Annotated in this window: 14 protein-coding genes; 9 read left to right on the forward strand and 5 right to left on the reverse strand. The window is 69.4% G+C overall.

The features are described 5' to 3' along the window. The first annotated feature begins 78 nt into the window (after positions 1-78). From AB7E83_RS00205 to AB7E83_RS00235, 7 genes are all read left to right on the forward strand, one after another. A complete protein-coding gene (locus tag AB7E83_RS00205; RefSeq protein ID WP_428563772.1) occupies positions 79-1,251 on the forward strand; it encodes an ATP-binding protein in 1,173 nt (390 codons plus the stop codon). A gap of 69 nt (positions 1,252-1,320) precedes the next feature. Then, a complete protein-coding gene (locus tag AB7E83_RS00210; protein ID WP_428563775.1) occupies positions 1,321-2,985 on the forward strand; it encodes an AMP-binding protein in 1,665 nt (554 codons plus the stop codon). 2 nt (positions 2,986-2,987) lie between these two features. Beyond that, positions 2,988-3,803, forward strand: a complete 816-nt coding sequence (locus AB7E83_RS00215; protein ID WP_428563778.1) for an enoyl-CoA hydratase/isomerase family protein — start codon at positions 2,988-2,990, stop codon at positions 3,801-3,803. After that, positions 3,800-5,017: a CaiB/BaiF CoA transferase family protein gene (locus tag AB7E83_RS00220; RefSeq protein ID WP_428563781.1), complete on the forward strand. Its 1,218-nt coding sequence runs from the start codon at positions 3,800-3,802 to the stop codon at positions 5,015-5,017. Before AB7E83_RS00215 ends, AB7E83_RS00220 begins: the two co-directional genes overlap by 4 nt. After that, entirely contained in the window at positions 5,014-6,231 is a 1,218-nt protein-coding gene (locus tag AB7E83_RS00225; protein ID WP_428563784.1) for a CaiB/BaiF CoA transferase family protein, read from the forward strand. Before AB7E83_RS00220 ends, AB7E83_RS00225 begins: the two co-directional genes overlap by 4 nt. A gap of 62 nt (positions 6,232-6,293) precedes the next feature. Next, positions 6,294-7,268, forward strand: a complete 975-nt coding sequence (locus tag AB7E83_RS00230) for a Bug family tripartite tricarboxylate transporter substrate binding protein (protein WP_428563787.1) — start codon at positions 6,294-6,296, stop codon at positions 7,266-7,268. A gap of 18 nt (positions 7,269-7,286) precedes the next feature. Then, positions 7,287-8,129 carry an IclR family transcriptional regulator gene (locus AB7E83_RS00235; RefSeq protein ID WP_428563790.1) on the forward strand — a complete coding sequence of 281 codons (843 nt, stop codon included), beginning with the start codon at positions 7,287-7,289 and terminating at the stop codon, positions 8,127-8,129. Here AB7E83_RS00235 and AB7E83_RS00240 read toward each other — a convergent pair. Together AB7E83_RS00240 and AB7E83_RS00245 are read right to left on the reverse strand one after the other, a co-directional pair. Beyond that, positions 8,111-8,491 (reverse strand): hypothetical protein, encoded by a 381-nt coding sequence (locus tag AB7E83_RS00240; protein ID WP_428563793.1) that lies wholly within the window; start codon positions 8,489-8,491, stop codon positions 8,111-8,113. The genes AB7E83_RS00235 and AB7E83_RS00240 overlap by 19 nt on opposite strands. Positions 8,492-8,554: 63 nt before the next feature. Continuing rightward, positions 8,555-9,277 (reverse strand): Crp/Fnr family transcriptional regulator, encoded by a 723-nt coding sequence (locus AB7E83_RS00245; RefSeq protein WP_428563796.1) that lies wholly within the window; start codon positions 9,275-9,277, stop codon positions 8,555-8,557. A gap of 104 nt (positions 9,278-9,381) precedes the next feature. On the opposite strand from AB7E83_RS00245, the gene AB7E83_RS00250 reads away from it, so the two are divergent. Then, complete coding sequence (locus AB7E83_RS00250; protein ID WP_428563799.1) at positions 9,382-10,137, forward strand: carboxymuconolactone decarboxylase family protein; 756 nt, start codon at positions 9,382-9,384, stop codon at positions 10,135-10,137. Between the two features lie 234 nt (positions 10,138-10,371). Continuing rightward, a complete protein-coding gene (locus AB7E83_RS00255) occupies positions 10,372-11,235 on the forward strand; it encodes a hypothetical protein (protein WP_428563802.1) in 864 nt (287 codons plus the stop codon). Here the strand turns inward: AB7E83_RS00255 and AB7E83_RS00260 are convergent. From AB7E83_RS00260 to AB7E83_RS00270, 3 genes are all read right to left on the reverse strand, one after another. Continuing rightward, positions 11,217-11,774: a DUF2889 domain-containing protein gene (locus tag AB7E83_RS00260; protein ID WP_428563805.1), complete on the reverse strand. Its 558-nt coding sequence runs from the start codon at positions 11,772-11,774 to the stop codon at positions 11,217-11,219. The genes AB7E83_RS00255 and AB7E83_RS00260 overlap by 19 nt on opposite strands. A 100-nt stretch (positions 11,775-11,874) precedes the next feature. Continuing rightward, entirely contained in the window at positions 11,875-13,014 is a 1,140-nt protein-coding gene (locus AB7E83_RS00265) for an iron-containing alcohol dehydrogenase (protein WP_428563808.1), read from the reverse strand. An 11-nt stretch (positions 13,015-13,025) separates the two neighbouring features. Then, positions 13,026-13,625: an isochorismatase family protein gene (locus AB7E83_RS00270; protein ID WP_428563811.1), complete on the reverse strand. Its 600-nt coding sequence runs from the start codon at positions 13,623-13,625 to the stop codon at positions 13,026-13,028. Between the last annotated feature and the right edge of the window lie 25 nt (positions 13,626-13,650).

A 13,650-nucleotide genomic window follows, 5' to 3' on the forward strand; every position in this document is an offset into this window, starting at 1 on the left:
GCACATCCCCGCGCGGCGGCGTCTTATGCAGATTGAAGATCATTTCTTCAATCTGCATAAACCCGGTACCATCCGGCCATGATCCACCGCAACATCGGGCCTCTGCTTGCCCAGCTTGCGGCGCAGTACCCGGTGGTCACCCTCACCGGCCCGCGCCAGAGCGGCAAGACGACCCTTGCGCGGGCCGCGTTTCCTCACCTGCCCTACGTTTCGCTCGAAGATCCCGACGTGCGCCGCTTCGCGGGCGACGATCCGCGAGGCTTTCTTGCAGCCTATCCGCAGGGTGCGCTGCTCGACGAGATTCAGCGCGCGCCGGAACTGCCCTCGTTCCTGCAGACGCTGGTCGACGCCGATCCCACGCCCGGTCGCTTCATCCTCACCGGCAGCCAGCAGTTCGAGCTGATGACCCAGGTGACGCAGTCGCTCGCCGGTCGCATCGCGCTCCTGCGCCTGCTCCCGATCACCCTTGCAGAGGCCGTCCGCGCCAATCCAGAGGCCCTCGAAGGCGGGTTGCCGCAGGTGATGCTCTCCGGTTTCTACCCGCGTATCCACGACCGCAAGCTCGATCCCACGCAGGCGCTTGCAGACTACTTCGCCACCTACGTCGAGCGTGACTTGCGCCAACTCACCACGGTACACAACCTGCAACAGTTCGAGCGCTTCGTGCGCCTGTGCGCGGGCCGCACCGGACAACTGCTCAACCTCTCGAGCCTGGGCAACGACGCGGGGGTGTCGCACACGACCGCGCGCCAGTGGATCGACCTCCTGCAGGCCAGCTTCATCATCCACTTGCTGCCGCCCTGGTTCGTGAACAACGGCAAGCGGCTGGTGAAGGCGCCGAAGCTCTATTTCATCGACGTGGGACTGGCCTGCTGGCTCCTCGGACTGCGCGAGCCGGAGCAGGTCGCACGCGATCCGCTCTGGGGGTCGCTGTTCGAGAACTTCATCGTGATGGAAGCGATGAAGGACCGGTTCAATCGGGGCGATTCGAACCCGCTCCACTTCTACCGCGACTCGGCAGGCAACGAAGTCGATCTGCTCATGCCGGTCGGCCGGCAACTGCACGGCATCGAAGTGAAGGCCGGAGCCACGGTGAATCCCGACTACTTTCGCGGCCTCGAGGCATTCGACCGTCATCACCCCGGCATGTTGAGCGGCGGCTCGGTCCTGATCGGCGGGTCGCGCAGCGAGGCCCGCAGCCGCTGGCCGGTGTGGTCCTGGGAGCAGCTGGCAAGAGGACCGACGACGTAGCGCGATCACGCCCGGGACGTCGCGCGGTTCCGCATTCGGAACAATTCCGGCCTGTTTCAGAATCCGGTCATGCCGATCACCGCCGCCTCCGATTCCCCGGCCGCCTCGCGCGACGCGCCCGCGGAGTGGAATTTCGCCGATGTGTGGGAGACCGTGGCCCTTGCGCAGCCCGGCCGGGTGGCGCAGGTCCATGGTGAGGTCGAAGTCACGTGGCGCGAGTTCGACGAACGCGCCAACGGCGTGGCGGCATGGCTGCTCGCGGCCGGGTGCGGGCGCCAGGACAAGGTGGCGCTGTACCTCTTCAACGGGCCCGAATATCTCCAGGCCGCGTTCGCCTGCCTCAAGGTCTCGCTCGTTCCCGTCAACACCAACTATCGCTACCGTCAGGAAGAGCTGCGCGCGCTCTGGGACGACGCCGATGCGGCGGCCGTGGTGTTCGATGCATCGTTCGCACCGACCATCGCCGACATCCGCGCGCAATGCACGAAGGTGCGCGCATGGCTGTGCGTGGGCGACCGTGCCGCATGTCCGCCGTGGGCGACGCCCTATGAGGACGCCACGCCCCTGCCGGCGTGTCCGTCGACCGGACAGGCGCGCACCGGCGACGATCTCCTGCTGATCTACACCGGCGGCACCACGGGCCACCCGCGCGGCGTGATGTGGCGCCAGCATGACATGTACATGGCGTCGAACACGACGGGCGACGCGGAAGCCGCGGACCCGGCGCGGGTGCGCGAGCGCGTACTCGACCCGGCGAAGCCGAGGCCCGTCGGCCTGCCGGCGGCGCCGCTCATGCACGGCACCGCGTTCGTTTTCGCCGCCACCATCCTCAACCGCGGCGGCACCGTGGTCACGCTGCCGAGCCGCCAGCTCGACATCCACGAGATGCTCGATGCCGTGCAGTCGCGCAACGTGAGCGAGCTTTGCATCGTGGGCGATGCGTTCTGCCGGCCGATGGTCGAGGCGCTCGATGCACAGCCCGGACGGTGGGATCTCGGCAGCCTCAAGGCCGTCTCGTCGTCCGGAATGATGTGGGGCCAGGCGAACAAGGACCGACTGCTGCGTCATGCGCCGCACGCCGTGCTCGTCGACTTCCTCAACAGCAGCGAAGCGAGCGGCATGGGCCGCGCCGTGTCCTCGCGCGACAAGCCGGCGAAGGCGGCGCGCTTCAAGCTCGGCGTCAACGCCGTGGTGCTCGACGCCGACAACAGGCCCCTGCCTGCCGGCAGCGCCGAAGTGGGCCGAATCGCGGTGCGCGGCCGCGTGCCGCTCGGCTACTACGGCGACCCGGCGAAGACCGCCGCGACCTTCCCCGTCATCGACGGCGTCCGCCACGCGATTCCCGGCGACTTCGCGCGCATCGAAGCCGACGGCACCGTCACGCTGCTCGGGCGCGGCTCGGTCAGCATCAACTCCGGCGGCGAGAAGGTATTCCCCGAGGAGGTGGAGGAATGCATCAAGCTGATGCCCGCGGTGCGCGATGCGCTCGTGGTCGGCGTGCCGCACGAGCGCTTCGGCGAGACCGTGACGGCCGTCGTCGAAGTCCCCGCCGACCAGCGGCCCGCCCAGGAAGCCGTCATCGCCCATGTGCGCGAGCGGCTCGCCGGTCACAAGGCCCCGCGACACGTGCTGTTCGTGGACTCGGTGGGCCGCGGCCCCAACGGCAAGGCCGACTACATGGGCTGGCGCAAGCGCGCCGCCGCCGCGCTGCAGGCGAACACGAAGGACCGATGACGATGTCCCACCTCCTCATCGAGCGCCGCGGCGACGTCGCGCTCCTCACCCTCAACCGGCCCGAGAAGCGCAACGCGCTCTCGCCCGAGATGATCGTTCGCCTCGCGGCGTTCTGGGACGAGGTCGCGAAGGACGACGACGTCCGCGCCGTCGTCGTCACCGGCGCGGGCGACCAGGCTTTCTCCTCGGGCGGCGATCTCGGCAGCACCATCCCGCTGATGATGCGCACGCGCGCACCCGAGGGCGAGTGGGAGGAACGCTTCGCGGCCGACCGCAAGCAGCTGGGCCGCGCGCTGCTTCGCACGGCGGGCTTCTTCAAGCCCGTCATCGCGGCCATCAACGGCCACGCGCATGCGGGCGGTGCGGAGTTCGTCATGGCCACGGACCTGCGCGTGATGGCGAGCGATGCAACGCTCGCGGTCACCGAAGTGCGCCGCGGCCTGATCGCCAGCGGCGGCTCGCTCGTGCGCATGCCGCGCCAGGTGCCGTGGGCGCATGCGATGGAGCTGCTGCTGCTCGGCGAGCCGATCCCCGCCGAGCGTGCGCTCGCGATGGGACTGGTCAACCGCGTCGTGCCCCCGGACCGGGTACTCGATACCGCGCTCGACCTCGCGCGCCGCGTGAGCCTCGGCGCGCCGGTGGCGCTGGAGAAGACCAAGGAAGTGATGGTGCGCACGAGCGGCCTGCCGCTGGAAGAGGCGTTCGCCATCGAGACGCAATGCACGAAGGAGAACGCCGCCATGCCCGACGCGCGCGAGGGCCCGCGGGCCTTCATGGAAAAGCGGCCCCCGGTGTTCCGCGGAAGGAAAACATCATGAGCGCACTGCAAGGCATCCGCGTCGTCGAGATGGGCCTGTGGGTCGCGGGCCCCGCGGCCGGCGGCATTCTCGCCGACTGGGGCGCGGAAGTGATCAAGATCGAGATGCCCGGCGGCGACCCGATGCGCAAGCTGTTCGCGGCGCTCTCCGGTTCGAAGGAGTCGCGCTGCCCGCCCTTCGAGCTGTACAACCGCGGCAAGAAGAGCATCGCGATGGACGTCAACGCGCCAGGCGGGCGCGAGCCGATCGAGCGCCTGCTCGCGACGGCCGACGTGTTCCTCACCAACATGCGCCCCCAGTTCCTCGAGCGCGTGGGGCTGGATCCGGCGACGCTGGAGGCGAAATTTCCGAGGCTCGTCTACGCGAGCCTCACGGCCTACGGACTCGAAGGCCCCGACCGCGACGCGCCCGGCTACGACATGGCCGCGTTCTCCGGCCGCAGCGGCCTCGCGGAGCGCGCCACGCCCGCGGGCGCGCAGCCGCCCATTCTCCCCGGCGGCCTCGGCGACAACGTGAGCGCGCTGTCCATGGTCTCCGGCATCTGCGCCGCGCTCTTTCATCGCGAGCGCAGCGGCAAGGGGCAACTCGTGTCGACCTCGCTGTTGCGCACCGGCATCTACAGCATCGGCATGGACGTGTCCTCGCGCATGGGCCTCGGCCGTGCGGCGTCGCCGCCGCCGCGCACGAAGCCGCAGAACCCCCTGATGAATCTCTACCGGGCCGGCGACGACAAGTGGTTCTGGCTCGTCGGCGCGGAGTCCGAGCGCCACTGGCCCGGCATCGCGCGCGCGCTGGGGCTGGAAGCCCTGATGGACGACGACCGCTTCCGCACGCCGCGCGACCGCCGCCGCAACGGCACGGAACTCGTTGCGCTGATCGACGGGGCGACGAATGCGAAGTCGCGCGACGACTGGGCGAAAGTGTTCGCGATGCACGACGTCTGGTGGGCGCCGGTGAATTCCATCGACGAGGTGATCGAGGATCCGCAGGCCATCGCCGCAGGCGCCTTCGTGCGGGTGCCGGGCTCGCCCGGCGATGCGCCGCCCGCCGAAGCAAACAACGTCGCGACGCCCATCGACTTCAGCGCTACGCCCTCGGGTCCCGCTGGGCCGCCGCCCGGCGTGGGCGCCGATGCCGACGACCTGCTGCGCAGCATCGGCTACGGCGACGACGAGCTCGCGCGGCTGCGCGATGCCAAGGTGCTCGCACCGTGACTGCGCCGAACACCGAAGCGCCCTTGCAGCCGCTGAAGGGCGTGCGCGTCGCCGACTTCAGCTTCAACATGGCGGGCCCCTTCGCCACGATGATCCTGGCGCAGCTCGGCGCGGACGTGGTGAAAGTCGAGTCGCTCGAAGGCGACGATGCGCGCGCCTGGCCGCCCATCGTCGAGGGCATGAGCGTGACGCATCGCCACATGGGCGCGGGCAAGCGCGGCCTCGCGCTCGACCTCAAGCAGCCGCAGGGCCTCGAGGTCGCGCTGAAGCTCATGGCGCGCAGCGACGTCGTGCTGCAGAGCATGCGCCCCGGCGTCGCCGAGCGGCTGGGCATCGGCGCCGACGCCGCGCGCCGCGCGAATGCCGGCATCCTCTACTACGACCTCAATGCATTCGGCGCCGGCGCGCGCGGCCAGTCGATGCCCGGCTACGACCCGCTCGTGCAGGCCTTCTCCGGCATCATGCAGATGACGGGCCACGACGGCATGCCGCCCACGCGCTGCGCGCCCTCGATGGTCGACCTCGGCACCGGCCAGTGGATCGCCATGGGCGTGCTCGCCGCGATCATGGCCCGCGGGCAGGGCCAGCGCGTGAGCCACATGGAGACCGCGCTCGTCGACACCGCCTTCAGCGTCGTGCCCTACCAGGCGACGACCGCGCGGCTCACCGGCGAACGCCCGCCGAAGGCGGGCTCCGGCAACCCGATCGCCGCGCCCTACCAGGTCTATCCCGCGCGCGACGGGGACATCATGATCGCCGCGCCGAGCCAGCGCCTGTGGGAGTCGGTGCTCGCCGTGATCGAGGCGCCGGAACTCGCGCGGGACGAGCGCTTCCTCACGGTGGCCGACCGCTCGCGCAACGTGCGCGCGCTCGAAGGGGAAATCTCCGCCCGGCTGGCCTCGCGCGACGTCGCGAGCTGGGTGGAGCGTTTCACGCGCGCGGGCGTTCCGGTCACGCGCGCGAGCGGGCTCGAACAGGCCGTGGTGAGCGACATCGCGCAGGAGCGCGGCACCTTCATCGAGTCCGACGGCGTGCCGCTCGTTCGCCTGCCCTGGCTCGCCGACGGCCGGCCGCTGCCGTGGGCGCGCCGCGCGCCGCGGCTCGGCGAGCACAGCCTCGAAATCCTCGCCGAGCTCGGCTACGACGAATCGCTGAGCGCGTCGCTCGTCCACAGCGGCGCGGTGTTCGCGGACGGTTCGTCCCCGGCCTCGTGATCCGCCTTTCCCGACGCAACGTTTTCCAACGCCCCGCCCCTAGAACACCCAGGAGACACTCGATGCAACGCCGGCACTTCAACCAGATGCTTTCCACGTTCGCGCTCGGCGCGCTGCCCGCCGCGGTCCGCGCGCAAGGCGCCTGGCCCGACAAGCCCGTGAAGATCGTCATCGGCTTCGGCCCGGGCAGCGGCACCGACATCATCGCGCGGCTGATGGCCGAGGAATTGCGGCAGGCCCTGGGCCAGCCCTTCGTCGTCGAGAACCGCCCGGGCGCCTCGGCGCAGATCGCGGCCGGCGCCGTCGCGAAGTCGCCCAACGACGGCTACACGCTCATGCTCACGTCGAACACGACGCACTCGGTCAATCCGCACCTGTTCAAGAAGCTGCCCTACGACCCCATGGCCGACTTCACGCCCATCGGCGGCGTCGCCTACTTCCCCTTCATCCTCGCCGTGAACGCAAGCCTGCCCGTGCGCACCGCGCAGGAACTCGTGACGTACGCGCAGCAGAACAAGGGCAAGGTCGCGTACGCCTACGGGACGCCCACGGTGCAGATTCCCGCGGAGGCGATCAACCGCCTGAAGGACATGGGCGCCATCGGCGTGCCGTACAAGAGCAGCCCGCCCGCGCTGACCGACGTCGTCGGCGGCCAGGCGCAGTTCCTCGTCGTCGATCTCGCGTCCGCGAAGCCGCACCTGCAATCGGGCCGGCTGCGCGCGCTCGCGGTGACGATGGCGCGCCGCTCCTCGCTCGCGCCCGAGTTGCCGACGGTGGGCGAAGCGCTCGGCCTGCGCGACTTCGACCTCGCGGCGTGGACCGGCATGTTCGGCCCGGCCAACCTGCCGAAGGACGTCGTCGACAAGGTCTCCGGCGCGCTGCAGCGCGCGCTGGCGCGGCCGGAAGTTCGCGACCGCATCATCGGCATGGGCGCGGAGCCCACGCCCTCCGACCCCGCGACGTTCTCCGCGCTCGTGAAGCGGCAGCTCGAAGTCTGGGGCAAGAACGTGCAGCTCGCGGGCATCCAGCCGGAGTAGGCGTCCTCGCGCAACGCCGTGAACGAAGCCAGCCCGTTCGACCTGCAGGCGCTCGGTGCGGCGGCGGCCGGCCCGCGCGCGATCCTGCGCGTGCTGCACGTGCTGGGGCACCTGTCCGATCATCCCGAAGGATGCACGCTCGCGCAGTTGTGCGATGCGCTGCGCCTGCCGAAGACGACGCTCTTCACGATGCTCAGGACGCTGCAGGCGGCGGGGCATCTTCACGCAGCGGCCGGCGTCTGGCGGCTCGGCCCCGAAGCCATCGCGCTCGGCGCGCGCATGGCGGCGAGTGCGCGCCATGCCTTCCCCGCATGCGCGATGGAAGCGCTCGAGGGCCTGTGCCGGCGCACCGGCGAGACCGGCATCCTCGCCGTGCTCACGGCCGACGGCATGAACTGCCGCTACGTCGCCGTCGTCGAATCGGAGAGCTGGCTGCGGTTCAGCGTGGAGCGCGAATCGACGCGGCCGTCGTATGCCACGGGCACGGGCCACGCGATGCTCGCGTGGCTTGCGCCCGGGGAGTTGCGCGCGATCCTCGCGCGCGTGCGCTTCGACAGGATCACCGACAAGACCGTGGCCTCGAAGCGCGCGCTCGCGGCCGCGCTCGCCAAGGTGCGCGCCGACCGGGTGAGCACCACCGACAGCGGCACGGTCGCCGGCGTGCTGTCGGTCGCCGCGCCCATCTTCGACGCGAGCGGCCGTGTGATGGCTGCCATCAGCGCGGGCGGCCCGGCGGCACGCATGACGCCGCAGCTCGCGACGATCCAGCGTGCGGTGCGCGGTGCGGCCGAAGACGTGTCGCGAACGCTGGGGCTCGTTGGCGACTGGCCGGCGGTCCCGGCTCAGGTGGCCGGGCCGTAGAGCGCCCGGCACTGCTGCGCCAGGCGCCGCAGCGCGGCCCGATGCGTTGCCTCGCAGCGCGCAAGGTGTTCCGCCCCCGAACCCGCGAGCTCGGCACGCCACAGCGCCTGCGTGAACTCGGCGCGGCTGATGAGCGCTTCGATCCACGCCTGCTGCACCCCGGGCAACTCGCGCACGTGCGCCTCGAGCGCGTCGAACATCGCGGACGCTTCCGAATAGTCGTCCCGGTTCCAGTCGACGCAGGCAAGCGCCATCACCTTCCGCTCGTAGCCCTCGATGATCGGGAGCGCGAGCCCCGCGCTGTCGCGGTACAGCGACCGGTACATGTCGCCGATGTCGTCCGGAGTGCCTTGATTCGTCACGCACCGAGCGTAAGCAAGCGCTATGTGCGAAAGAGGACACATGCGCCCGAGGCGCCGCGGAATTCAGCCCTTCAGCAAGGTCTCGTAGGCGCGCCGGATCACGCCATAGCAGGGGCACGCCGCCTCTTCGAGCCGGTCGCGGTCGAGGACCGTGACGCTGCCGCGGGTGTACCGGATGATCCCGCGCTCGCGCAGCGCGGATTCCGACCGGCTCACGGTGACGCGCCGTTCGCCCAGCATGGTGCCCAGGAATTCCTGCGTGAGATCGAAGGTGTCGCCGCTCACCCGGTCGCGCGTCATGAGCAGCCAGCGCGCGCAGCGCTGCACGGGCGAGTGCTTGCGGTTGCACGCGACCGCCTGGGACATTTGCACCATGAGCGCCTGCGCATAGCGGTGCAGCACGCGGGTGAGGTCGGGGTGCGCACGGGCCGCGCGCACGAAGCTCTCGGCCGGCATGCGCCAGCCCGCGCCCGCGACCTGCATGAAGGTGTCGCCCAGCGCGTGCGTCGCGCCGAAGAACACCGAAAGGCCGACCATGCCTTCGCGGCCCACGGTGCCCACTTCCACGCTCGGTTCGCCGCCTTCGGAAGCGGCGAGCATGGAGCCCACGCCCTCGGTCGGAAACCAGACGTGGCGCACGGCCCGCTTCTCGCGCTCCAGCATCCGGCGCAGGGGCAGCGCGACGGGCTCGAGGTCCGGCTCGATCGCGGCCAGCGTCTTCGCGTCGAGGAGCGAGAGCAGATGGTTCGCGCCGGGCGGCAAGGTCAAGGCGGTGGACGACGACATGGTGGCGCCGATGGTACGCCGCCTCGCCTGCACGGGTTTCCGATCTACGGAACGCCGTGGGCGCGTCCTCTCCCGCGCCCCGCGGCCGGTGACACGATGGGCGCATGTCCGAGTCCACCACGACCCCTTCGTCCGCCGAGCTTGTCGCACGCTTTCGCGAGCTGCACGGCTGGGCCGACCGCGCCGTCGAGCTTGCCGCCGAGGCCGACCCCCCGTTCCTCGCCCGCTATCTCCAGTTGGCGACGGTGGCGATGGACCGGGGTCCGCTGAGCGCGAAATTCGTGCAGTTCGTGCTGCTGGCCGCCAATGCGTCGATCACGCACATGAACGCGCCCGCGGCGCAGCAGAACATCCGAAAGGCGCAGGCGCTCGGCGCCACCGACGCCGAGCTGCGCGAGGTGCTGCAGATCTCCTCGGTGCTCGGCATCCACGGCTACATGGTCGGCTCGACGGCGATGCTGGAGGAGGCCGCGAAGGCCGAAGGCAAGCCCGCGAACTGGCGGCCGGCGCTCGGCGCGCGCGAGCAGGACATCAAGGCGAAGTTCATCGAAGGCCGCAAGTACTGGAGCGACCTGCTCGAAGACCTGCTCGCCGCCTCGCCGCCGTTCTGGGAGGCGTATGCCGGCTTCTCGTCGCACCCGTGGACCAACGGCGTGCTCACGCCGAAGGAGAAGGAACTGCTCTACGTCGCCATCGACGTGCAGACCACGCACCTCTTCGAGCCCGGCATCCGCATCCACATGGCGAACGCGCTGCGCTACGAGGCGACGCGCGAAGAGATCATCCAGGTGTGCGAGATCGTGAGCTGCCTGGGAATCCAGACCTATCTGACCGGGCTACCGATGCTCGCCAAGTCATAGACCTTCGTCTTCTGTACCTTCGGTGTGTCATGCCCTAGATTCCCGCCCAATCTTGGGGGGATACGGGGATGCCCACAGCAGCAGCCGCATCGGCGATGCACAAAGCACAACGCCGTCTCACGACGGCGTTGGCTCTGTTATCGAGAGGCCATCACCAGCTTGGAGGTACCTGCGAGCAGGCGTGGGAGCGGGTTTTCCTCGACGTACCCGCGGATTGTATCAAGGTCAAGCGCCATGCGTGAGGCCGACGAACGTGCCGAGTTCAAGGCGTTTTTCGACGCGATTTCCCTGCCGAGGATTCGCACCTACCAGCGAGCATTCGGGAGCGGCAATGACCGGCAGGTCCTCGGGGCCTATCTCTGGGGGCAGGCTGCCGGGGCGGCGCTCCAGCCCTTCATCGGCATCGCCGAAGTCGCTCTGCGCAATGCAATTCACACCTCCCTGTCCACACAGCTGAGCCGCGGTCAATCCGTGTCATGGCCGTGGTACGACCAAACCGTGAAAGGATCGTTGGTTCTCAGAGGAAGAACAGCCGCCGCATTCGAAGCCGTCCTGTGCGACAGGCATGGCGTCAGGCTGGCGGCGCTTCCGTCGCCCGACAGTGTCGTCGCGTCCCTGTCGTTCGGCGTGTGGTCGGACATCCTCGCATCGCAGTTGCCACCCACCCATGTCGGGCGGACCTTCAACGAAGTGTTTCCGCACCACCCGTACTCCAGACGCGCGTACTGGTCGCATGGGGCCTCGCGCACGCCCGTCGTCGAACGCATCAAGCGACTGCAGCGTATGCGCAATCGCGTTTCGCATTCCGAACCGGTCTGGTCCCCGACGATGCTCGTGACGAGCAAAGGCAAGCACTGGACGCATGCGGTTCATGCGCTCGAAGCCTGCTTGCGAGAATTCGTCGAACTGCTCGGCTGGATTTCGCCGGTCTCGCTCGAGATCTTCCGAAAATCATTCGCGCAGCAATGGGTCGCACGACTCATCGCGACAGGCGCTGTCGAGGCGTTCATGCGCGATCCCTTCGGCAATGGGATGCTCGCCGAACCGCAAGCTCCGCCCCGTCGCAGCGAAGTCGATCTTCAACCGACCTTCTTGTGAAACTTCGGCCAGAGCTTCAGCACCAGCTCGCGCGACTCGCCGTAGGCATGGCAGGCGTCGATCTTCACCGGCCGGCCGTTCGCGTCGGTCGCGTGAAGCGAGGCCGGATCCCGCTGCGTCACCATCGTCTGGATGGCGGCGGTCGCCAGTGGAATCATCATTTCCTTGAAGTGCGTGCAGGTGTCGGCGTTCGGAAGCCGCGAACGGACCTCGTTGTTCCAGCCGCGGCCGATGGTCACGCCGATGAAGTTCTTCAGGGTGCCGCCGCCGCCGGGGCACGACACATAAGGCCAGACGTGCATCGTGGAGTCGATGTCGCGGATCACCATGTCCTTGTCGAACAGCACGCGGATCTCGTGGTCGTGGATCGGGTCGTTGGCCGGGATCCACTCGTCGCGGCTCGGTGGCAGGAAGTCGTAGGGCTTGCGGTCGGTCAGCCGCGCGACGATTTCGTAGAGGCCGTCGCTGCGCTTGCAGCCCCGGAAATCGATGCGCCGGAAATGCAGGTCCTCGCGCGTCACGTCGTCGGTCAGGGTCATCCTCCGAGCCTACGCGATGGGGCGCGGACGTGCCAAGTCGCGAATTCCGAAGGGGGGCTTCTGCGAGGTCGAATCCCTGGGGACGGGCGCCCGCCGGGACTCAGGCCGCGATGGCGAGGATTTCCTCGACCTGCGCGGCGCTCGTGATCGGCCGCGGATTGCGCGGGACCCACGGCGTCTTCATGGCCTCCTGCGCGATACGCGGAAAGTGTTCTTTTCCGATGCCGAGCTCGCCGAGGCTGCGCGGCTGGCCGAGTGCGCGGATGAGCTTGGCCAGCACCTCGCTGGCCGGCGTTCCGGCCTGTCCCATCGCAGCCGAGAGCTGCGCCTGGCGCTCCCGCGTCGCCGGCTCGTTCCATTGCAGCACCGCCGGCAGCATCACGCACGAGGTGTGGCCATGCGGCACGCCGAACGCGGCGCCCAGCACGTAGCCGATGCCGTGGCTCGCGCCCATCGGCACGCCGGTCGAGACCGAGCCCATCGAAAGCCACGCGCCGAGCTGGCAGTCGAGACGGGCCGCGAGGTCGGAAGGATCCGCCTTTACGCGGCCAAGGCCGCGCGCGAGCAGACCGAGCCCATGCAGCGCCTGGCCTTGCGAGAACGCATGGGCCTCGTTCGCGCAGAAGCCCTCGACGCAGTGGTCGACGGCGCGCACGCCGGTCGACAGGAACAGCCACTCGGGCGTGTGGACGGTGATCGCGGGGTCGAGCACGACCGCCGCCGGAATCATGCCCGGGTGCTTCAGCAGTTCCTTCGCCTGCGTTCGTTCGTTCGTCACGCCCGAGATCGACGAGAACTCGCCCGCCGACAGCGTCGTCGGCACCGCGACCTGTCGCACGACAGGGGCGCGGCAGTCCGCGCCCTGCAGCCGGTCGATCGCATCGGCGTCGCGCACGTCATTCGCGAGGCAGAAGGACACGGCCTTGGCCGCGTCGGTCGCGGAGCCGCCGCCGACGGAGACGATGAGATCGGCCTTCGCTTCGCGCGCATGGCCGGACGCTTCGACAACGGACGCGCGCGGCGTGTGCGCGGGAATGCGGTCGAAAGTGGCCGCATGCCGCTCGCCGAGCGCGGCGCGGATGCGCTCCACTTCCCCGGTCTTCCGGTTCAGCGTGCCGCTCGCCATGATGAAGACACGCTTCGCGTCGAAGCGCTGCGCGAGTTCGGCCACCGCCGCCGCCGCGGGCGTGCCGTACAGCACTTCCTCCATGCGCGTGAACTGCACCCGGCCGCTGCGCATCGCCCGGCCCCTCAGCGGATCTTCTCGCCGAGGATGATCTGGTAGATCACCTCCACGGCATCCTTGCCGGGCGACTTCGTCATGTCGAGGTTGCCCGAGAACTCGGAGGCCAGCGACACCACCGAGGTCATCACGGCGCCGGCCTGCTCGAAGCGCCGGTAAGCCGCCGCCTCGGACACCTCGCCGACACCGCCGCACGCATCCGCGACCACGTAGGCCTGGTAGCCGTTCGCGATGCCGGACACCGTGAGCCAATGCACCGCGACCTCCGTGGCGACGCCGCTCAGCACGAGCGTCTTGCGCCCGGTCTTCTCGAGCGCGTCGACGAACTCGCGGTTCTGGAACGAGTCGGGGGTGAAGCGCTGGATCTGACGCAGCTTCGTGCGCGTTCCGGTGATTTCCTCCGAGATCACGGGCGTCTCGCCCGCGCGCTTGGGGATGCACAGTGCGATGGTCGGGATGTCGAAGATCTCCGCGAGCCGCGCGAGGCCCTGGGCCGAACGCATCAGCGTCGTCGCGGGCCGCGTCATCGGCAAGTCCAGGATGCCGGTCTGCAGATCGGCGAAGACGACGACCGCGTCGTCGGGTGAAAGCTTCGGGTCGACCGCCATGTCCTCGAACTCCTGAATCCTGGTG

Source organism: Ramlibacter sp. (assembly GCF_050250995.1).
Lineage (GTDB): Bacteria > Pseudomonadota > Gammaproteobacteria > Burkholderiales > Burkholderiaceae_C > Ramlibacter.